Below are 19,751 nucleotides of genomic sequence, written 5' to 3' on the forward strand. Positions count from 1 at the left end.
CGGAGCAATGCTCCGCGCGGCTTTTTCTCTTTGTGAAAGGTGCCGAAAGATTCACAATTTATTCACGTTTTTGTCCCAATTTCTTGATAATTTTTTGGGCCGATGTGGTATCCTGTTCTTGGATCAAGGATCCACATGTTTTCCCCCTTTGACAGCGGCGTATCCCTCCAAATGCGCCGCACCTGGACCACAGGTCCCGCACGCCTGCGGTCCCCAGGCTCCCCGCCCGCTTTGACGGGCCGGCACCTGAACCTATGGCGCAAAAGCGCCTCACTGCCACCCGGCCCGGACAACGGTCTGCTCCGGGTGGCAGACCAAAGATACTCCGGCCCCTGGGCTGGTTTAAATAAAAAAATTACCCGCCTCCCTCTTGAGGGAGGCGGGCTTTTTGCTTTCGGAGGGCTTGGGATGGAAGCTACTCCGACCCAAACACCACCCGGTAGTAATCCCAGTCCAGGATGGCCGCCGAGTAGGCCACCCGGTTCTGCACCTCGGCCACCCGCTCGGCCACATAGTCCGGGTCGGGCTCGCTGCCGTCGAACATGGTGAAGGTGTCGGTGGTGGAGTCGTAGGCCCCCTGGTCGGTGAGAAAACTGTAATTGGAGAAGATGACCAGGCCCGGCTCGTCGGACAGGATATCCCGCCCCGCCATCAGACGGGAGTCGTACTCCAGGCCGAACAGATTGGCCAGGGTGGGCATCACGTCCAGGCTGGAGCAGTACTTGTCCACATGGACGGGCTCCTCTAGGTCGGCGCTCCACAGGATCAGGGAATTTTCATAGATCTCAAAGACCGGGTCCACTGGGTGGCCGAAGAGCTCGCTGTACTCCTCGTCGGTGAGGCCGTAGGGGTAGTGGTCTGCGGAGAGGACGATCACCGTGTCGTCCAGCTTGCCCGCCGCCTCCAGCTGATCCATCAGGCTCTCCATGGCCAGTTCCAGCTCCATTTGGCTGGCCAGGTAGCATTTCACCGGCTCACTGTAGGGCAGGTCGGCCACCTCGTCGTAGTGACGGTCCGCCTGGGCGTTCTCCTCCCGGGTATAGTTGAGGTGGCCGCTCACGGTGAGAATATAGACCATGAACTGGTCCTCATTCACAAACTGGGGAACGATCTCCTCCATCATCTCCCGGTCGGAGGGGGGCTGAACCTGTTCCAGCTCCAGGCCGTTCCCAATGCCGTAATACTCATAGCCCATGTTGGGGTGGGACAGGTTCCGGTCGTAGTAGGTGTAGAGGTAGTCGTGGTAGGCCAGCGTCCGGTACCCCAGCTTCTGGAACTGATTTCCGAAACCGAAGGGCATATAGTTGTCCGAGGACTCGGAGTAGCTCCACACACCGGGCTTGGGAATCAGGCCGGTGGTGGTCACATACTCCCCATCTGAGGTGGATACCCCCCACAGCGGGGTATAGAAGTTGTCGCAGATGATCCCCTCATGGGACAGCTTCCACAGGGTAGGGGTCCGCTCCGGGTCCAGCATCTGGTCGGAAAAGGCCTCTGCCACGATCCAGATGAGGTTTTTTCCCTGAAAACGGCCGGTCCACTCATTTTTCGCCGTGGGCTTTACCTTGGAGAAGTAGTCGTGCATGTCCACCAGCTCCGGCACGTCCGCGTCCCGCTCCTTGAGGGCCTCAAAGTCGATGTCCATAGCGTGGACCTCCGGCTCAGTCCCCTCCATGGCCGTCTGGCTCTCCAGGATGCGCCCGGTCCGCCGAAGCTCCTGTTTGGGGAGGACCTGATCGTCCGGCTGGATGCCAAAGAGGACCCGCCGCACCTCCAGCTGGGTCTGGGTGAGCATGCCGAAGTTCTGTACCTCCAATACGGGGGCGGCGGCCTGGTAGTAGATATACCGCAGGGAGAGCACCCCGCTGCCGCAGCACAGCACGATTCCCATGGCAATCAGCTGGACCGCAGCGGCCAGCCCCACCCATTTCAGCGGCATTCTGGACAGCAGGGGCTGTCCAGAACACACCCTGTTTCGGAACTGGAAAGCCAGAACCACAGGGACGGCCATCATCAGAATGGGGAACCAGTTGAGCAAAATCTCCCCCACCGCCATGTCGCCGAAGGCCCCGGCCACCATGGCCATTTTGGTCAGGGAAAAGAGCGTCAGGAAGGTTTTGAACAGGTGGTAGTAGATAGTCTGCGACCCCATCCACAGGGAGATCAGGGCGGTGAGCCCCACCAGGAGCCCCGGTCCCCACCGGCGCCCCGCACCGCCGCACAGCGCCCCCAGCACCAGGGCGGGCGGAGCGGAAAACAGCAGGGTGAACAGGAGACCGGGGAGAGACACCCCATGGAAACAGTAGAGCTTTAAGAAAAGCTCCTCGTAGTAAATCACCGCCAGAAAAAAGAGGGATGGGCCGGCCAGACGCCGCCAGCGATTCCAGAATTCTTCCCGGCTGGGGATATGGATTCGGACCGGTCGAAAGGCCATCGCGCCGCACCTCCTCTCCCGTCCGTTTGGAATTTGCAAGCCTCATTGTACCCGATGCCCCCTGTTCTGTCAATCGCTGTCGGGCGCTTGGCCGCGTTTCTCTTATTTCCGCTCTTAATTTCACTGCAGAGGCCGCTTCAGGGGACAGCGACCGTCCTACACGCTGGTCTTTGAGTCATAACCCACGCCTTACTCCCCTTTTTACAGCCTTTCTAAAATTTAAGTGAATCTTAAATCTGTTCCTGTTCAATTTTTCTTCCTCCTTTTGAAAATTTCGTCAGAAATACCCCTTTACATTTACAAATTCTGTGCTATACTAAAAACCGCTTTGGGGCTGCCCGCAGGTCACGCGTGCCGGCGGTCCCCGGGCGAGAGAGCGCCCGCCGGTGTGGGCGGGCGGAGGGCTTATGCCGTCCCCTTTGTACATATCCTTCGACATGGCCTCCCAAACCAGCCAGCCGGCGCGGAAGGGAGGCGTTTTGCCAGGCGTCTGTCCAAGCGGGCCGGTGAGCTCAAGAGAGTAAAAGGAGAGTGTGTGTATGGCAACCTTCATCATCGGCCTTGTCATCCTCTTCGGCGGCGCCGCCCTCTATGGCACGCTGTGCGAAAAGGTCTTCGGGCCGGACGACCGGGCAACCCCCGCCTATGCCAAGCAGGACGGCGTGGACTACGTGCCCATGCGCTGCTGGAAGAACAGCCTGATCAACCTGCTGAACATCGCAGGCACAGGCCCCATCCTGGGCCCCATTCAGGGCATCCTGTTTGGCCCCATCGCGTTCATCACCATCCCCATCGGCAACATCATCGGTGGTGCAATGCACGACTACTTCTGCGGTATGATCTGCCTGCGTGACGGCGGTACCCAGATGTCTGAAATGATCCGTAAGTACACTAACAAGGGCATCTTCACCGTGTACAACATCTTTGTGTGCGTGCTGCTTCTGCTGGTGGGCGCCGTGTTCGTGTACACCCCCGGCGACATCGCCGCCAAGCAGGTGTTCGGCTTCTCCGGCGCTGCCACCGATCCCAAGACCTGGATCATCTACGGCGTGATCTTCCTGTATTACCTGATCGCCACCGTGTTCCCCATTGACGCCATCATCGGCCGCATCTACCCCATCTTCGGCGCCATCCTGCTGTTCTCCGCCGTGGGCGTGTTCGTGGGTATCTTTGCCCATGGCTATCCCCTGCTGAACCTGTGGGACGAGTGGGTGGCTCCTTTGGCTTTCACCACCGGCGCTGACGGCGCTCAGGCGGCTTTCAGCTATCAGGATTACTTCTTTAGCAACCCGGGTCACTTCCTGCCCGTGTTCTTTGTCACTGTGGCCTGCGGCATCCTGTCCGGCTTCCACTCCACTCAGACGGCCATCATCAGCCGCACCGTGAAGAGCGAGAAGCAGGGCCGCATGACCTTCTACAACATGATGGTTCTGGAGGGCTTCATCGCCATGGTGTGGGCCGCCGGCGCCATGGGCGTTTACAACCTGGGCCTGCAGGCCGCCGACGCCTCCCTGGCCACCGACACCATCGGCGTGGTCTGCCGAGACATCCTGGGCAATGTGGGCGGCATCATCGCTCTCCTGGGCGTTATCGTCCTGCCCATCACCTCCGGCGACACCGCGCTGCGGGCTCTGCGCCTGACCCTGTCTGAGTCCTTCCATTTGGACCAGTCCACCAACGGCAAGCGCCTGGGCCTGGCCGCCCCGGTGTTCGTGCTGGTGGCCGCCATTATCGTGTGGGCCAAGATGGACAGCAACGGCTTCAACACCCTGTGGCGCTACTTCGCCTGGTCCAACCAGACCCTGTCTCTGTTCGCCTTTATCTGTATCTCTGTGTGGCTGTTTGAGAGCGGTAAGTCTAAGTTTGCATGGATGCCCCTGATTCCGGGCGCCTTCTACACCTTTATCTGCTCCAGCTTCATTGCCAACGCCACCATCGGCTTTAACCTGCCCTGGACCGTCGCCTATCCCATTGGCGTAGTCCTGATGGTCGCCTATGTTGTAGCCATCGTCGCTTACGGCAAGAAGCGCGCCGCCCGCGCCGCTCTGAAGAACTAAGCGCAAAGTCAGCTATCATCAGCTATCAAAAGCGGACCCGAATCACTCGGGCCCGCTTTTTTGCGTCCTTCTCTCCCCAGTGCGCAAAAAATTTGGCGGGACTTGATTTTCGCTCTTGACAGCGCAGCTATCTTGTTTTACAATATAGTCGCAAGGTACTTTGTAATGCAAGATAGATAGGAGGTCCGCCCATGATCCCATCCCAAATGCTCAAGGGGACCCTGGAGGGGTGCATTCTGGGCATTCTCTCCCAAAAGGAGACCTACGGCTATGAGATCTCCAGCCAGCTGGCCGCCTACGGCTTCGGAACCATTCCAGAGGGCACCATCTACCCCCTGCTGCTGCGGCTGGAGAAAAACGGCCTGGTGGCCGCCGCCTTCCGCCCCTCGGAGCTGGGGCCAAAGCGGAAATACTACTCCCTCACCCCGACAGGGGAGGCCGAGCTCCAGCAATTCATTCAAAACTATAACGAGCTGTCTCAAGCGGTGGGCAATCTGCTCTCCGCCCTGAAAGGAGATGCTGACCATGAATAAAGCCACCAAACAGCTGCTGGAGGAGAATAACCAGCGTGAAAAGGAGCTCTCTCCGGACAATCAGAAGGTCCTCACAGACATTGTGGCCTATCTGCGGGGCTCCTCTACTCCTATTCTGCAGCAGGAGCAGGTGCGCCGGGATATTACCGAGATGCTTCTGGAGGGAGAGGCCCGTGGTCAGAGTGCCCAGACCATCATCGGGACAAACTATCAGGCCTTCTGCGATGAGATTCTGGCGGAGCTGCCCCGGCGCAGTGCCAGAGAGCGGACCATCTACGGTTTGAGCGTGGTCAGCCTGTCCGCTGCGGTGCTGGTGGTCATCTGGTTGGGATTCAGTCTGTTCACCGCTGTCATTCAGGGACCATTCACCCTGTGGCTGCCTGTCAAGCTGGGACAGCTGCTGGGGGGCGCCCTCATCATTGCCTTTTCCTATGGTTTGGTGGAGTATGTCTGCCGCACTTCATTTGAGGACCGGAGTCCCACCAAGGTGCAGGTGATTGGGATATTTGTAGGCATGGTGCTATTCTTCCTCATCTGCATGCTCCTGCGGCAGACTCTGTTCTCCCTCCACGCGGGGATTGCTGCCGTCCTGGCGGTGATCCTGTATCTAATTTACAAGGTCACCGACCGGATGGAGAGCTGAAATCAGGACTACCTCTCCCCCGCCCCTCATACACTGAACCAGCCGGGGACCGCCTGCGGGCGGTCCCCGGCGCTCTTGTTTGGGAGGTGGTGTTCCGTGTCTCTCCTGGGCCGGCTGGCCGACGCGCTGTGGAACCCCTGGCTGCTGGGGCTCTTTCTGTTCACCGGCCTGGTGCTGACGGTGGGGAGCGGTTTCTTCCCTCTGCGGCATTTCCGACTGTGGTGGCGGGTGACGGCGGGGAGCCTGCTCCACACCAGTCGCGCCTCTAAAGGCGGCGGCATCTCCTCCCTCCAGGCCCTGGCCACCGCCCTGGCCTCCACCATCGGCACGGGCAGCATCGCCGGGGTGGCCATGGCCATCTACCTGGGAGGGCCGGGGGCGGTGTTCTGGATGTGGGCGTCCGCCCTGCTGGGCATGTCCACAGGGTGTGTGGAAAAACTGCTGTCTGTGCAGTATCAGACCGCCGTCCCCGGGGGAGGGCGGCAGGGCGGCCCCATGTTCTACCTGCGGGACGGCCTCCACGCCCCCCGGCTGGCCGCCTGGTTCGCCCTGGCCTGCCTCCCCGCCGCCTTGGCGGGCGGGAATCTGGTACAATCGGGTTCCATCGCCTCCGCCCTCCAGTCCGCCTTCGGCTGGGACCGGCTGCCGGTGGGGATGGGGACCGCCCTGCTGGCCGGGCTGGTCATGGTGGGGGGCATGGGCCGGGTGGCCCGGGTGTCGGAGCGGCTGGTGCCCGCTATGGCCCTGCTGTACCTGGGGAGCGGCGCCCTGGTGCTGCTCGTCCGGGCGGAGGAGCTGCCCCGGGCCTTCTCCCTCATCTTCTCCTGCGCTCTGAACCCGGAGGCCGCCCTGGGGGGCGGGAGCGGCTACGCCCTGTCCGCCGCCTTGCGCCACGGGGTGGCCCGAGAGGTGTTCACCAATGAGGCGGGGCTGGGCACCTCCGCCATGGCCCACGGGGCCGCCCAGGCGGACCACCCCGCCCGGCAGGGGATGTGGGGCATCTTCGAGGTGTTTGTCTCCACCCTCCTGGTGTGCTCCGTCACCGCCTTGGTCATCCTGGTCAGCGGCGTGTACGTGCCGGAGGATGCTCTCTTTCAGCTCCAGAGCGGCCAGGTCCCCGGCTCCAGCCTGGGGGTCCCCCTCACCGCCCGGGCCTTCGCCTCGGTGCTGGGTCCCGCCGGGGAGTGGGTGGTGGCCCTGAGCCTCATTCTCTTTGCCTTCTCCTCCATTCTGGGGTGGAGCTGCTACGGACAGCAGGGGCTGCGCTACCTCACCGGCGGGGACCGGTTTCTGCCCCTCTACCGTGCGGTCTTTCTGGGGTGCATCGTGCTGGGGGCCGTATCCGACGTCTCCCCCCTGTGGCAGCTGGTGGACCTGTGCAACGCCCTCATGGCCCTGCCCAATCTGACCGCCCTGCTCCTCCTGTCCCCCCAGGCCCTGGGCTGCCTGCGCGCCTGGGCCAAAACGCAAAAATAGAGACGGCCAACGGCCGTCTCTATTTTTTCTTATTCCACTGAGGTCTCGTCCCACAGCACCGGCTCCCCCCGCTCCAGGGAGGGCCGTACCTCTATGATCCGCTGGTTGGAGGAGCCCCGGAACCGCAGGCCCAGGTTTTTCAGGCCGATGACAAAGGGCCCGTCCACCAGCACGTCCAGCTGCTCCAGCAGCGCCCGGCCGTGCTCTCCCACCTTTCCGGCGGCCAGGTCCTCGAACAGATACCCGGTGTAGCACCAGATGTCCTTCTCTGGGAAGCGCTCCCGCACCTGGCGCACCAGATCCAGCACCGCCCCCTGGTTCCGGGGGTGGCAGGGCTCGCCCCCCAGGAGAGACAGCCCCTTGATGTAGGGCTTCTCCAGGGCCTTCAGCACCGTGTCCACCGACTCCTGGGTGAAGGGGTTCCCATATTCAAAATCCCAGGCCTCCGGGTTGAAGCACTCCGGACAGGCGTGGGTGCAGCCGGACACAAAGACCGAGACCCGGATGCCCGGCCCGTTGGCCACGTCAATGGGGCGGATATCAGCGTAGTTCATTCCTCTTTCACAGCCTCGCAGAGTTTCCGCCGCAGGCGGAAAGAATTTAAAAAAGTCCGAAGGCGAATTGACTGCGTAGCCGTTGGCGGCTTTGCCGCCTTACGGATACGGCGTACCCCTTGCGGGTGCTTCGCCGCAGGACACCTCGACCCCTGGCCGCGGCGGCCAGGTCCGCCTTTTCCGTGAAAAGGCGAGGGGGGTATCGGCGGCGGTTTCCTTGGGAACCGCCGCCGTATCTAGGGGGGACAACGTCCCCCCCTGGAGGGATTACAGGTGCAGGACCCGGGACTTGATCTCCTTGGTCTTGCCCACGTTCCAGTAGTTTTCACCCAGGTATCCGCAGGTGCGGCGGGTGACATTCATCTTGTTCTGGTCCTTGTTGTGGCACACGGGGCACTCCCACTGGAAGTCGTCGTTGATCATGATCTCCCCGTCGTAGCCGCAGCACTGGCAGTAGTCGCTCTTGGTGTTGAACTCGGCGTACTGGATGTTGTCGTAGATAAACCGGACCACCTCTTTCAGGGCCTCCAGGTTGTGGCGCATGTTGGGGATCTCCACATAGGAGATGCACCCGCCGGTGGAGATCTTCTGGAACTGGCTCTCAAAGGTGAACTTGTCGAAGGCGTCGATGTGCTCCCGCACGTCCACGTGGTAGCTGTTGGTGTAGTAGCCCTTGTCGGTGACGTCGGGGATGGTGCCGAAGCGCTCCTTGTCGATGCGGGCAAAGCGGTAGCACAGGCTCTCCGCCGGGGTGCCGTACAGGGCAAAGCCGATGTTGGTCTCCCTCTTCCACCCGTCGCAGGCGGCGCGGAGCCGGTTCATCACCTGCATGGCGAACTCCCGACCGCCGGGCTCGGTGTGGGAGCAGCCCCGCATGAGCTTGGTCACCTCATACAGACCGATGTAGCCCAGGGAGATGGAGGAGTAGCCGCCGTACAGCAGGGGCTCGATGGGGGCCCCCTTGGGCAGGCGGGCGATGGCCCCGTACTGCCAGTGGATGGGGCTGGAATCGGAGCGCACGTTCTTCAGAGCGTTGTGGCGGCACATGAGAGCCTCGAAACACAGCTGGAGGCGCTCATCCAGCAGCTTCCAGAACTTGTCCTCGTCCCCCCGGGCCAGAATGCCGATCTGTGGCAGGTTCAGGGAGACCACGCCCTGGTTGAAGCGGCCCTCGAACTTGTAGTTTCCGTTCTCGTCCTTCCAGGGGGCCAGGAAGGAGCGGCAGCCCATGGGGGAGAACACGTTGCCCTCATAGTTCTCCCGCATCTTCTTGGCGGAGATGTAGTCGGGGTACATCCGCTTGGCGGAGCACTTGACGGCCAGCTCGGTGATGTAGTCGTACTTGCCGCCCTTCAGGCAGTTGTGCTCGTCCAGCACATACACCAGCTTGGGGAAGGCGGGGGTGATGTACACACCCTTCTCGTTCTTGATGCCCTCCAGCCGCTGGCGGAGCACCTCCTCCACGATCATGGCGTTCTCCTCCAGATAGGGGTCGTCCTCCTGGAGGTTCAGGAACAGGGTCACGAAGGGGGACTGGCCGTTGGTGGTCATCAGGGTGTTGATCTGGTACTGGATGGTCTGCACGCCGCTCTTCAGCTCGTCGCGCAGCCGGTCATTGACCAGCCGCTCCAGGGTGGCCTCGTCCACCTGACCGGCGCACTCATAGGACATGTGCTTGCGGAACTTCTCCCGGCTCCGACGCAGGTACTTGCCCAGGTGGCGCAGGTCCACGCTCTGGCCGCCGTACTGGTTGGAGGCCACACAGGCGATGATCTGGGTCATGACGGTGCAGGCCACCTGGAAGCTCTTGGGGGACTCGATGAGCTTGCCGTTCATCACGGTGCCGTTGTCCAGCATGTCCCCGATGTTGATGAGACAGCAGTTGAAGATGGGCTGGATGAAGTAGTCCGCGTCGTGGAAGTGGATGGTCCCCTCGTCGTGGGCCTTGGAGATGTACTCGGGCAGGAGGATGCGGCGGGTCAGGTCCCGGCTCACCTCGCCGGCGATGTAGTCCCGCTGGGTGGCGGCGATCATGGTGTTCTTGTTGGAGTTCTCCTCGGCCAGCTCCTTGTTCTCGTTGCGCAGCAGGGAGAGGATGGACTCGTCGGTGGTGTTGGCCTTCCGCACCAGGGCCCGGTTATAGCGGTAGATGATGTAGGTCTTGGCCAGGTGGAACTTGTTCTCGGCCACCAGCCCCTGCTCCACCAGGTCCTGGATGTCCTCCACCAGCATGCGGGGACGCTTCAATCCCTCGATGCGGTCGATGATGGCGTCGATGCCCTTCTGGGACAACCGTTCCTCCTGGGGCACCTCGGCGTTGGCCTTTCCAATGGCAGTGGCAATCTTGCTGCGGTCATAATCCACAACAGAGCCGTCCCGTTTGATCACTTTCATTGGTCGCTCTCTCCTTCTCTCGGTCTTATGATAAAGCCGGCGGGGCCGGCCGCAGTTCACGGGTCCTGATTATAGCACATGCCGCCCCCCTTGTCCACTATATCTTGTGTTTTTTCCGGTGCAAGTTTTCATTCAATACTAAATGTATATCCGCCTCCCGGCCGCTCTCCGCCTCAGAGGGCGGGAAAAGCCAAGGGGCTCCGGCGGTTGCGCCGGATCGTAAAGTGTGGTATACTTTCAGTTAATCGCGTTCGGCCTTGCCGGAAAGGAGGACCCCTTTTGCACAACACCATTGCCGTAGCCATGAGCGGCGGAGTGGACAGCTCCGTGGCCGCCTGGCTGCTCCGGCAGGAGGGCTGGGAAACCGCCGGCGTCACCCTGCGCCTGTTTCAGCCGGAGGACCTGGCCCCGGGCCGGGGAGAAGCCTGCCACGCCCTTCAGGATGCGGAGGACGCCCGGGCGGTGGCCGCCCAGCTGGGCATCCCCCACTACACCCTGGACCTGTCCGACCGCTTTGCCCAATGCGTCATGGACCCCTTCGCGGCGGAGTATGAGGCGGGCCGCACCCCCAACCCCTGTGTGGTGTGCAACCGGACCATCAAATTCGGCGCCCTTCTGGAGGAGGCGGACAAGCTTGGCTATCCCCTTCTGGCCACCGGCCACTACGCCCAGGTGGAGCGGGACGAGAGCTCCGGCCGCTTCCTACTGAAAAAGGCCCTCCACCCGGAGAAGGACCAGAGCTATGTCCTCTGGTCTCTCACCCAGGCGCAGCTCGCCCGGGTGCGCCTCCCCCTGGGCCGGCTGTCCAAAGAGGAGATCCGGACCATTGCCCAGGAGCACGGCCTGGTCAGCGCCCGGAAGCGGGACAGCCAGGACATCTGCTTTGTCCCCGATGGGGACTACGCCGCCTTTCTCCGGCACCACACCGGCCGGGAGTACCCCTCTGGCCCCTTCCTGGATACGAGTGGGAACGTGCTGGGGACCCACCAGGGGATCATCCACTACACGGTGGGCCAGCGCCGGGGGCTGGGGGTGTCCTCCAGCCAGGGGCGGCTGTACGTGCAGCAGGTCCGGCCGGAGGACAACGCCGTGGTGCTGGGGGACAACGCCTCCCTGTTCCGCAGAACCCTCACCGCCCGGGAGCTGAATCTGATCCCTATGGAGCGTCTGGAGGCCCCTCTGAAGGTATGGGCCAAGGTGCGCTACCGCATGGCCCCCCAGCCCGCCGTGCTGGAGCAGACCGGTCCGGACACCGCCCGGGTCACCTTTGAGCAGCCCCAGCGGGCCATTACCCCGGGGCAGTCGGTGGTCTTTTACGACGGCGACCTGGTGGTGGGCGGGGCCGTCATCCAGAGAACTTTGGATTTCTGAGGAAAATTGAGACTGATTTTAAGTAAGGAGCAGACATTCCATGAGTCAGAAGAAACATAAAAAGCGCCATCCCCAGCAGAAAAGAAACGCGGCCAGCGCCCCGGCCATGGAGTCGGAGTTTGCCTCCGACGGCCGCCGCAAGCGTATGAACCGCACCTCCCGAAACCTCCTGCTTCTCTCCCTGGTGCTGGTGGCGGCGGTCAATCTCCTGGTCAATATGGGCATGATGGGGCAGGCCATGGCCAACGTCCTCTCCCTGGTGGGCATCATTCTGCTGGTCCTGGCCCTGTGGTTCCAGTTCCGGGACCCCACCGGCGGCGGACAGTCCGGCGTCAATGCCCCCCGGCTGAGGTAATCTGGGCAGAAATTGTGCTGCAGAGGAAGATCCCGGCGGCCGCTGGGATCTTTCTCCTTTTATTCTTGCGTTTTTGGGGAAAATAGGCTATGATAATGTCTGCTGAATCAACCGCTTTGCGGTTGATTTGCGCGGCACACCCGTGCAAATCTCCACTTGAACAAAGCCGAACGCCTTGAACGCTTCGGCTTTCGGCTTTGTTCCGCACGCATTATGATAAACACCTGTTGGGCCGCATGCGGCCCCGTTTTCCCCGAGGAGGTTTTTTGAACCATGCGAAAAGACATTTTCCTGCCCGTCCTGGCCCTGGCCGGCGGGGCGGTGGGATTCCTGCTGCGGCTGTGGCAGTATGCCTCCGCCTACGATCCGTCCACCGAGCTCTTTGCCCACGGCGCCCCCGCCTCTCTGGCCCTGGTGGTCTGGACGGTGCTGATGGGGGCGCTGGCCCTGCTGCTGGGCCGGGGGGGCACGGCGGCGGAGAAGCCGGAGCAGTCCTTCCTCTGCCCCAGCACCGGTTACATGACGGTGATGACCGCCGGCGGCATGTGTTTCCTGCTCTCCGCCGCAGCCGGCGTGCCTGAGCTGATGTATCAATACCAGGCCTGGCAGATCGACCCCCAGCACAACATGCTCCCCGTGGCCTTTGGGCTGTCGGTGCTGTTCTGCCTGGTGGGTTCCATCGGGGCCCTGGTCTCCGGGCGGAACAACTACCGCGGCATCACCGGGCTCCAGGTCCGGGCTCCCGCCGCCCTGCCCGCCTACGCGGCCCTGCCCTGGCTGATGGCCCTCTATCAGGAGGACTCCCGGGACCCCATTCTGATCCGGGTATTCATTCCCCTGCTGGCGGCTGTGTTCCTGCTGCTGGCCCTGTATCAGCAGGCGGCCTTCTTCTACCGCCGCCCCCACCCGGTCCGCTTCACCTTCTTTGCAGTGATGGGCATCTCTCTGGGGCTTGCATCCCTGGCAGACCGCCCCGGCCTGTTCCAGATCCTCAGCACCCTGTCCTTTGTGCTGTGCACCCTGGGAGCTCTGATGGCCCTGTCCCGGAACCGTTTCGGCCCGTCCCGGCCGGTCCAGACGCCGGACGGCCCGCGAATGCCCCAGCCGGAGTCCGGCCCCGTGGAAGAATAATTTGGAATTGAATTTGGGAGGAGCATCACCCATGGAAAATAAAAAGTTTTATATCACCACCCCCATCTACTACCCCAGCGACAAGCTGCACATCGGCCACACCTACTGCACCGTGGCCACCGACGCCATGGCCCGGTATAAGCGGCTCACCGGCTGCGACGTGCTGTTTCTCACCGGCACCGACGAGCACGGCCAGAAGATCGAGGACAAGGCCAAGGAGGCCGGCGTCTCCCCCAAGGAGTTCGTGGACCGCATCGTGGAGGGCCCCCGGGGGGTCAAGGACCTGTGGAAGCTGATGAACATTTCCAACGACCGTTTCATCCGCACCACCGACGACTACCACGTGTCCGCCATTCAGAAGATTTTCAAGAAGATGTACGAGAAGGGGGACATCTACAAGGGCCGCTATGTGGGCAAGTACTGCAAGCCCTGCGAGTCCTTCTGGACCGAGTCCCAGCTGGTGGACGGCAAGTGCCCCGACTGCGGCCGGGAGGTCCAGGACGCGGAGGAGGAGGCCTACTTCTTCCGCCTGAGCAAGTACGCGGACAAGATCCAGCACCTGCTGGAGGACACCGACTTCCTGGAGCCCCGCAGCCGGGTGAACGAGATGGTGAACAACTTCATCAAGCCCGGCCTGGAGGACCTGTGCGTCTCCCGCACCTCCTTCACCTGGGGCGTGCCGGTGGACTTCGACCCGGGCCACGTGGTCTATGTGTGGGTGGACGCCCTGTTCAACTACACCACCGCCCTGGGCTTCCTCAACGATCAGTACCACGACTACGACAAGTACTGGCCCGCCGACGTGCATTTCGTGGGCAAGGAGATCGTCCGCTTCCACTCCATCATCTGGCCCGCCATGCTCATGAGCATGGACATGCCCCTGCCCAAGAAGGTATTCGGCCACGGCTGGCTGCTCCTGGACGGCGGCAAGATGTCCAAGTCCAAGGGCAACGTGGTGGACCCCTATATCCTGGCGGAGAAGTTCGGGGTGGACGCCCTGCGCTTCTTCCTGCTGCGCACCTTCCCCTTCGGCTCCGACGGCAACTTCTCCAACGAGGCCCTCATCAACACCATCAACGTGGACCTGGCCAACGACCTGGGCAACCTGCTCAGCCGCACCGTGTCCATGGTGGGCAAGTACTTCGGCGGCACCCTGCCCGAGGCGCGGCAGGCGGACGCCCTGGACGAGGAGCTGATCTCCCTGGCCTCCGGCCTGCGGGGCCGCTATGAGGAGCAGATGGAGCACTACGCCTTCCAGAACGCCCTGGCGGAGGTCTTCAAGGTCATCGGCCGGGCCAACAAGTACATTGACGAGAACGCCCCCTGGGTGCTGGCCAAGGACATGGAGGCCAACGGCACCCGTCTGGCCACCGTCATGTATAACCTCCTGGAGGTGCTGCGCATCTCCGCCATCCTCCTCACCCCCTTTATGCCCGACTCCGCCGCCGAGATTCTGCGGCAAATCGGCGCCTGTGAGGCCTGCTCCACCTGGGAGAGTGCCGCTCAGTACGGCTCCCTCCCCGCCGGCGTCACCGTGGTCCGGGGCGACAACCTGTTCCCCCGCGTCGACGCCGCCAAGGCCCTGGAGGAGCTGGACAAGGCCGCTGAGGAGGCCAAGAAGGCCGCCCTCCCCGACCTGGAGGTGGAGCCCCAGCTCACCGAGAAGGTGGACTTCGACACCTTCTGCAAGAGCGATTTCCGGGCCGTCAAGGTCAAGGACTGCCAGCCGGTGAAGAAGTCCAACAAGCTGCTGCGCTTCACCCTGGACGACGGCACCGGCACCGACCGGCAGATCCTCTCCGGCATCGCCATGTACTATAAGCCCGAGGAGCTGGTGGGCAAGACCCTGGTGGCCATCGTCAACCTGCCCCCCCGGAAGATGATGGGGCTGGAGTCCAACGGCATGCTCATCTCCGCCGTCCACACCGAGAAGGGCGAGGAGCGCCTGAACCTGCTGATGATCGACGACAAGATTCCCGCCGGCGCAAAGATGTGCTGAGTTTTTCTGGAATATGATTTTGGGCGGAGGCCGTTTGGCCTCCGCCCTCTGCTTTTCTTGAAAGAAAAGCAGCAAAAGAACTTTGTGCGAAACTGCGTTTCGCCGCGCATCCCCAAGCCTTCCCCCTCGAGGGAAGGTGCCCCAGTGCGCACACTGGGGCGGATGAGGGGCCAATAATAGAACGCTTTTTTGTAGGGCCCGATGCCCTCATCGGGCCGCTGGGTGGCTCTTTTCGCAGGGGAGTTTCGCCGCCTGCGGGCGGCGAGGTACTTTCCCAGCGATGGGGAAAGTACCCAAAGGATCGCCGGGGACGCGGCCGATGGACTACGGCTCCGCTATGCTCCGCCTAGGTCCATAGGACCGCTTTCCCCGGACCCCCTTTACGAGGGACGCGTACCTGTTAGGTCTTGCAATAGTTTCGGCGCGCAAAATCTGAGTGGCTGGTCTGAGTTCCTGCCGGGCCACTGGGCCCTGTCTTCCCCAAAATTGCAACGGCTGCGATTTCACACCTGCGCCTGGCGTTGCCGAACAAACGCGCCTGGTTCAAAACACAGACACCTCATCCGCCCCCTTCGGGGGCACCTTCCCCTAAAGGGGAAGGCTTTGAAATCCAAGCCTTTTGCCTTCCCCTTTAGGGGAAGGTGGCACGGCGAAGCCGTGACGGATGAGGGAAACGGTGCTGGTTATGAGGGCGGTCCGTTTGAACCGTAGGGGCGGGTCCCAGACCCGCCCGTCCCTGAGATTCCATCCCACGCAGGGCGCGGCCTCCCGGACGCACCACCTCAGGTCATTCCGTAGGGGCGGCACACCTGGCGCCCGGTCAGGGAATGACAATCCAATCCAGCCACTCCGTCTCGGCAACAGGCTGACCGTCCACGTGGTCAATCGTCCGTATATAGTCCTGGGAGAGGCCGATCTGCCACGCCGCCTCAAAAATACAGGGGTGGACGGCGACGGTGTCTCCGTTTTGAATGGCCTGGTAGCTGTGGGTGTACTCCTGGATTGGGGTAGACATCTCGTCGATCTCCGCAGTTCCAGACCCGGCGGTAAGCCGCAGGGTTACGTCGCGATAGACTCCGGTGGCCGTTTTGGTCTCCGGGTCCCAGGCGTAGTCCGCCCCTAGTTTTTCACACAGCTCCTCCATGGAGGACACGTAGGATGTGGGATTGCCCTGGGTGTCCTGATAGTCCATGGCTTCCGCATAGAAGGGGAGCAGGGCCTCGTCCATCTGAACTTCCTTGGGGTCCGACCCGTCCATGGGGAACTCCATTCCGCCCACGATCAGGGATTCCACCTAGGTGGGGTCGATGACGATATTAAAATGGTCAATGATTCGGTCCATCCGCTTTTCTTCCGGAAGTCCTTCCACATCCAGAATCTGTTCCTCTCCCGCAGGGCCCAACCCCAGCTGGGAGCGGGTCAAAATGCTTCCGTCTTTCATTTTCAGGAAGATCAGCGGGTCCGCCACACCGCGTCCACCGTTTAACATTGTATAGCCGCGTTCATTCTGTACGCTGGTATAGGAGAACCGGGTGGAGGAGATGGTCACATCCGTCCAGTATTCTGTCTCCCCGATGAGGGGATTCACCTCAATTTCCTGGTTGATACTCCGGCTTGCCGTGGGGGCGGACTGGTCGATGGGCAGCTGGAGGGTGCAGTCCTCCGCCATGAAGTTGGTGGAAAAGGTAATGGGTTCCAGGGTCTCCAGTGCTTTTAAGGTCAGATTCGTCTCAATGGAGAAGGAGCGGCTGACCTCCGGATTGGTGGTCTCCTCCGATTCCCACCAGCCTTTTGTCATGCCGGGGGTGAAGGAGAAGGTATCCGGTCCCCACTGGATTTCTGGAAGGGCCTGAGTGGCCTGCTCGGTTTTTGGCTCTACCGTGAGATACAGATACAATCCGTCTCCGTCCCGCAGGCTGTCCACCGTCAGCCGGTAGTTCTCATCCTCGGTAGACTGGATGGTGCGGTAAGACTCCAAACTGCTGGTATCTCCCCGGAAGAAAATATCCAGCACCCCCGCCTGGTAGGCGGCGGCAAAGGCCGACCCGGTGAGCACCACCAGGGCGGCGGCCAGGGCCAGAATCAATTTCTTTTTATGCATGGGTCTCCTCCTGTTCTGTCTCGGTTCCGCATGGGCGCCGGCCTGGGCCAGCACCTGCTCCACCAGCTCCTCCCGGGGGGAGAGCTGGTCCATCATCTGCTTATACTCCTTACGCATGGGTCATCCCTCCTCCACCAGCAGTTTTTTCAGCTTCGCCCTCGCCCGCAGCAGCTGGGAGCGCACCGTGGCCGGGTTCCGGTCCAGCATTTGAGCGATCTCCTCGGTGGTCATGTCCTCATAGTAGTAGAGGTGCAGAACGGTGCGGTCCTTCTCCGGCAGCCGCCGCAGCTCCTCCCACAGGTCCTCCCCCTCCGGGGCGGGGACGGACAGGGCCTCGCTGAGGGGCTCGGTGCGCTTTCGCCACGGGGCGGTGTGGAAGCGGTTGGCGCAGTTCACCGCCACCCGCAGCAGCCAGGCCTTCCGGTGCTCCTCCGAGGTGAAGGCGGGCGCGCGGGTGAGGTACCGGAGAAAGACCTCCTGGTACAGGTCCTCCGCGTCGCTGCGGTTCCCCGTCCGGGCAAAGGCCAGGCGGTAGACCATGTCCGAGTAGCGCCGGATGACCGCCTCCGGGCTGTCCCGGTCCTGAGTTGGGTCCATGTCCTCTCCTCCTTTCACCCCAAACACCCCGCAGGGAGCAAAAATGTTGCAGGCTGTGTTAAAAAATATTTTACCACATCAGAAGATCTGGTTCGAAAAAAAGAATTGACAATTCCCCGAGGTTGGGAGTAAGATAATTGCAAGTTACATTTTGCCGGTATCGTCCGGCGGTTCAATCAGATACCATGGCAATGACCGGGAAGTAAGCGGGTCTGGACGCACAGAGAAGGAGCGGCTGGTGAAAGCTCCAGGAAAGGACCCAAGTCTGAAGCTCGCCCGTGAGCCGTCCTGCTGAACGGGACATTTTTCGAGTCCTGAGTAGGCGGGGACGGAGGCCCACCGTTATCGGGGCAATGAGCGCACAGGCCCTGCCTGTGAAGTTAGGTGGTACCACGGAGTAAATATACGGCTTCGTCCTATCGAATGAGATGGGACGAGGCCGTTTTTGTTTTGTGATTTGCGGAGGTGACGGTGTGATGAATGGAGCGCAGGCTTTGATCGAGAGCTTGAAGCGAGAGAATGTAGAGCACATGTTTGGATACGCGGGAGCGACCATCTGCCCGGCGGTGGACGCCCTGAAGGAGCACCCGGAGATTGCCTACACCCTGGTGCGGACCGAGCAGAACGCGGGGCACATGGCCTCGGGTTACGCCCGCATGAGCGGAAAGGTCGGGGTGTGCATGGTGACCAGCGGCCCGGGGGCCACCAACCTGATCACCGGCATCGCCACCGCCTACATGGACTCCATCCCCATGGTGGCCATCACCGGCCAGGTGCCCAGCAATCTGCTGGGCCGGGACATCTTTCAGGAGGTGGACATCACCGGGGCCGTGGCCCCCTTCTCCAAGCACAGCTATCTGGTGAAGGACGCCAACGACATCCCCCGGGTGGTAAAGGAGGCCTTTCACATCGCCTCCACCGGCCGCCCCGGCCCGGTGCTCATCGATATCCCCATCGACGTGCAGGAGCAGACCCTGAAAAAATTCCAGTACCCGGATGCGGTGAACATCCGGGGCTATAAGCCCAGCGTCAAGGGCAACGATCTTCAGATCAAGCGGGTGGTGGAGGCCATCGCCCGGGCCAAGCAGCCCCTCATCTGCGCCGGCGGCGGCGTGTGGCTGGCCAACGCCCGGGACGAGCTGCTGGAGCTGGCGGAGAGCTGTGCCATCCCGGTGGTCAAGACTATGATGGGCATCTCCCTCATGGCCACCGACCACCCCCTGAACATGGGCATGATCGGGGCCCACGGCAATCACTGCGCCAACCAGGCACTGGCCAAGGCGGACCTGCTCATCATGGTGGGCACCCGTGCCGCCGACCGGGCCATGGTGGACCCCAAGGAGATTCAGCGGCGCATGGCCACCATCCACATCGACGTGGACCCGGCGGAGATCGGCAAGAACATGGAAGCCGCCATCCCCCTGGTGGGCGATGTGAAGGTCATTTTGAGACAGATTCTGGACCGGGGTGTGCCGGTCACCGACTCCACTGCCTGGCTGGACCAGCTGAAGGACTACCGGAAGGCGGAGCTGAACCGGGTCTTCCCCCGGCGGGAGGGCTCCGTGTTCCCCGGCACCCTCCTGCGGAAGCTGGGTGCCAAGCTGGACGACGACGCGGTGGTCAGCGTGGACGTGGGCCAGAACCAGATTTTCACTTGTAAGTACCTGCCCCAGAAGCACGGGCGGCTGCTCACCAGCGGCGGCCTGGGCACCATGGGCTACGCCCTGCCCGCCGGCATCGGGGCCAAGGTGGCGGCGCCGGAGCGCCAGAACATCGTGGTGTGCGGCGACGGCTCCTTCCAGATGGCTATGAACGAGCTCTCCGCCATCCGGGCGGCCGACCTGGACGTGAAGATCGTCCTGTTCCAGAACAACACTCTGGGCCTGGTTCACCAGATTCAGAAGTCCGCCCCCTACCACGGCCCCTTCGGCGTGGCCCTGGACGGCTCCCCGGACTTCTCCGCTGTGGCCGGAGCCTACGGCATCCCCAGCCTGACCGTGGACGACGAGGACAAGGTGGACGAGGTGCTGGACCAGTTCCTGGCTGTCCGCGGCTGCTGCCTGCTCATCGTGAAAGTCCACCCGGACGTGGGCACCAACGACTAAG

Annotated in this window: 15 protein-coding genes and 1 other annotated feature; of the genes, 9 read left to right on the forward strand and 6 right to left on the reverse strand. The window is 62.1% G+C overall.

Annotated elements, in window-relative coordinates:
* Nucleotides 1-415: 415 nt before the first annotated feature.
* Nucleotides 416-2,434 (reverse strand): LTA synthase family protein, encoded by a 2,019-nt coding sequence (locus H6B31_RS01035; protein ID WP_204896805.1) that lies wholly within the window; start codon nt 2,432-2,434, stop codon nt 416-418.
* Nucleotides 2,435-2,973: 539 nt separating this feature from the next.
* Between H6B31_RS01035 and H6B31_RS01040 the strand changes: the two genes are divergently transcribed.
* From H6B31_RS01040 to H6B31_RS01055, 4 genes are all read left to right on the forward strand, one after another.
* The gene (locus H6B31_RS01040) at nt 2,974-4,491 is read left to right on the forward strand and encodes a carbon starvation CstA family protein (protein ID WP_204896806.1); all 1,518 of its coding nucleotides are present in this window, start codon (nt 2,974-2,976) and stop codon (nt 4,489-4,491) included.
* Between the two features lie 191 nt (nt 4,492-4,682).
* The gene (locus H6B31_RS01045; RefSeq protein WP_204896807.1) at nt 4,683-5,024 is read left to right on the forward strand and encodes a PadR family transcriptional regulator; all 342 of its coding nucleotides are present in this window, start codon (nt 4,683-4,685) and stop codon (nt 5,022-5,024) included.
* Nucleotides 5,017-5,667: a DUF1048 domain-containing protein gene (locus H6B31_RS01050; protein WP_204896808.1), complete on the forward strand. Its 651-nt coding sequence runs from the start codon at nt 5,017-5,019 to the stop codon at nt 5,665-5,667. The genes H6B31_RS01045 and H6B31_RS01050 overlap by 8 nt, the downstream gene beginning before the upstream one ends.
* A 96-nt stretch (nt 5,668-5,763) precedes the next feature.
* A complete protein-coding gene (locus H6B31_RS01055) occupies nt 5,764-7,143 on the forward strand; it encodes an alanine/glycine:cation symporter family protein (RefSeq protein ID WP_346014021.1) in 1,380 nt (459 codons plus the stop codon).
* A 29-nt stretch (nt 7,144-7,172) separates the two neighbouring features.
* Here H6B31_RS01055 and nrdG read toward each other — a convergent pair whose 3' ends face one another.
* Both nrdG and nrdD read right to left on the reverse strand, forming a co-directional pair.
* Nucleotides 7,173-7,697 carry an anaerobic ribonucleoside-triphosphate reductase activating protein gene (nrdG, locus tag H6B31_RS01060; RefSeq protein WP_204896810.1) on the reverse strand — a complete coding sequence of 175 codons (525 nt, stop codon included), beginning with the start codon at nt 7,695-7,697 and terminating at the stop codon, nt 7,173-7,175.
* Between the two features lie 267 nt (nt 7,698-7,964).
* Complete coding sequence (gene nrdD / locus H6B31_RS01065; RefSeq protein ID WP_204896811.1) at nt 7,965-10,091, reverse strand: anaerobic ribonucleoside-triphosphate reductase; 2,127 nt, start codon at nt 10,089-10,091, stop codon at nt 7,965-7,967.
* 279 nt (nt 10,092-10,370) lie between these two features.
* On the opposite strand from nrdD, the gene mnmA reads away from it, so the two are divergent.
* From mnmA to metG, 4 genes are all read left to right on the forward strand, one after another.
* Entirely contained in the window at nt 10,371-11,462 is a 1,092-nt protein-coding gene (gene mnmA / locus H6B31_RS01070; RefSeq protein WP_243418782.1) for a tRNA 2-thiouridine(34) synthase MnmA, read from the forward strand.
* Nucleotides 11,463-11,502: 40 nt separating this feature from the next.
* A complete protein-coding gene (locus tag H6B31_RS01075; protein ID WP_204896812.1) occupies nt 11,503-11,817 on the forward strand; it encodes a hypothetical protein in 315 nt (104 codons plus the stop codon).
* Nucleotides 11,818-12,090: 273 nt separating this feature from the next.
* Nucleotides 12,091-12,948: a hypothetical protein gene (locus H6B31_RS01080; protein WP_204896813.1), complete on the forward strand. Its 858-nt coding sequence runs from the start codon at nt 12,091-12,093 to the stop codon at nt 12,946-12,948.
* A 31-nt stretch (nt 12,949-12,979) separates the two neighbouring features.
* Nucleotides 12,980-14,947, forward strand: coding sequence for a methionine--tRNA ligase (metG, locus tag H6B31_RS01085; RefSeq protein WP_204896814.1), 1,968 nt, complete (start codon nt 12,980-12,982; stop codon nt 14,945-14,947).
* Between the two features lie 820 nt (nt 14,948-15,767).
* On the opposite strand, the gene H6B31_RS01090 is transcribed toward metG, so the two are convergent.
* From H6B31_RS01090 to H6B31_RS01100, 3 genes are read right to left on the reverse strand one after another with little or no spacing between them, the layout of a single operon-like run.
* The gene (locus tag H6B31_RS01090; protein WP_204896815.1) at nt 15,768-16,241 is read right to left on the reverse strand and encodes a stalk domain-containing protein; all 474 of its coding nucleotides are present in this window, start codon (nt 16,239-16,241) and stop codon (nt 15,768-15,770) included.
* Nucleotides 16,242-17,165: a hypothetical protein gene (locus H6B31_RS01095; RefSeq protein WP_204896816.1), complete on the reverse strand. Its 924-nt coding sequence runs from the start codon at nt 17,163-17,165 to the stop codon at nt 16,242-16,244.
* 3 nt (nt 17,166-17,168) lie between these two features.
* Nucleotides 17,169-17,645 (reverse strand): RNA polymerase sigma factor, encoded by a 477-nt coding sequence (locus tag H6B31_RS01100; protein ID WP_204896817.1) that lies wholly within the window; start codon nt 17,643-17,645, stop codon nt 17,169-17,171.
* A 182-nt stretch (nt 17,646-17,827) separates the two neighbouring features.
* Nucleotides 17,828-18,067, forward strand: a binding site (T-box leader).
* 54 nt (nt 18,068-18,121) lie between these two features.
* Here H6B31_RS01100 and ilvB point away from each other — a divergent pair.
* Nucleotides 18,122-19,750 (forward strand): biosynthetic-type acetolactate synthase large subunit, encoded by a 1,629-nt coding sequence (gene ilvB / locus H6B31_RS01105; RefSeq protein WP_204896877.1) that lies wholly within the window; start codon nt 18,122-18,124, stop codon nt 19,748-19,750.
* Nucleotide 19,751 lies beyond the last annotated feature (1 nt).

Origin of the sequence: Pseudoflavonifractor capillosus (assembly GCF_016899775.1) — a bacterium.
Classification (GTDB): domain Bacteria; phylum Bacillota; class Clostridia; order Oscillospirales; family Oscillospiraceae; genus Lawsonibacter.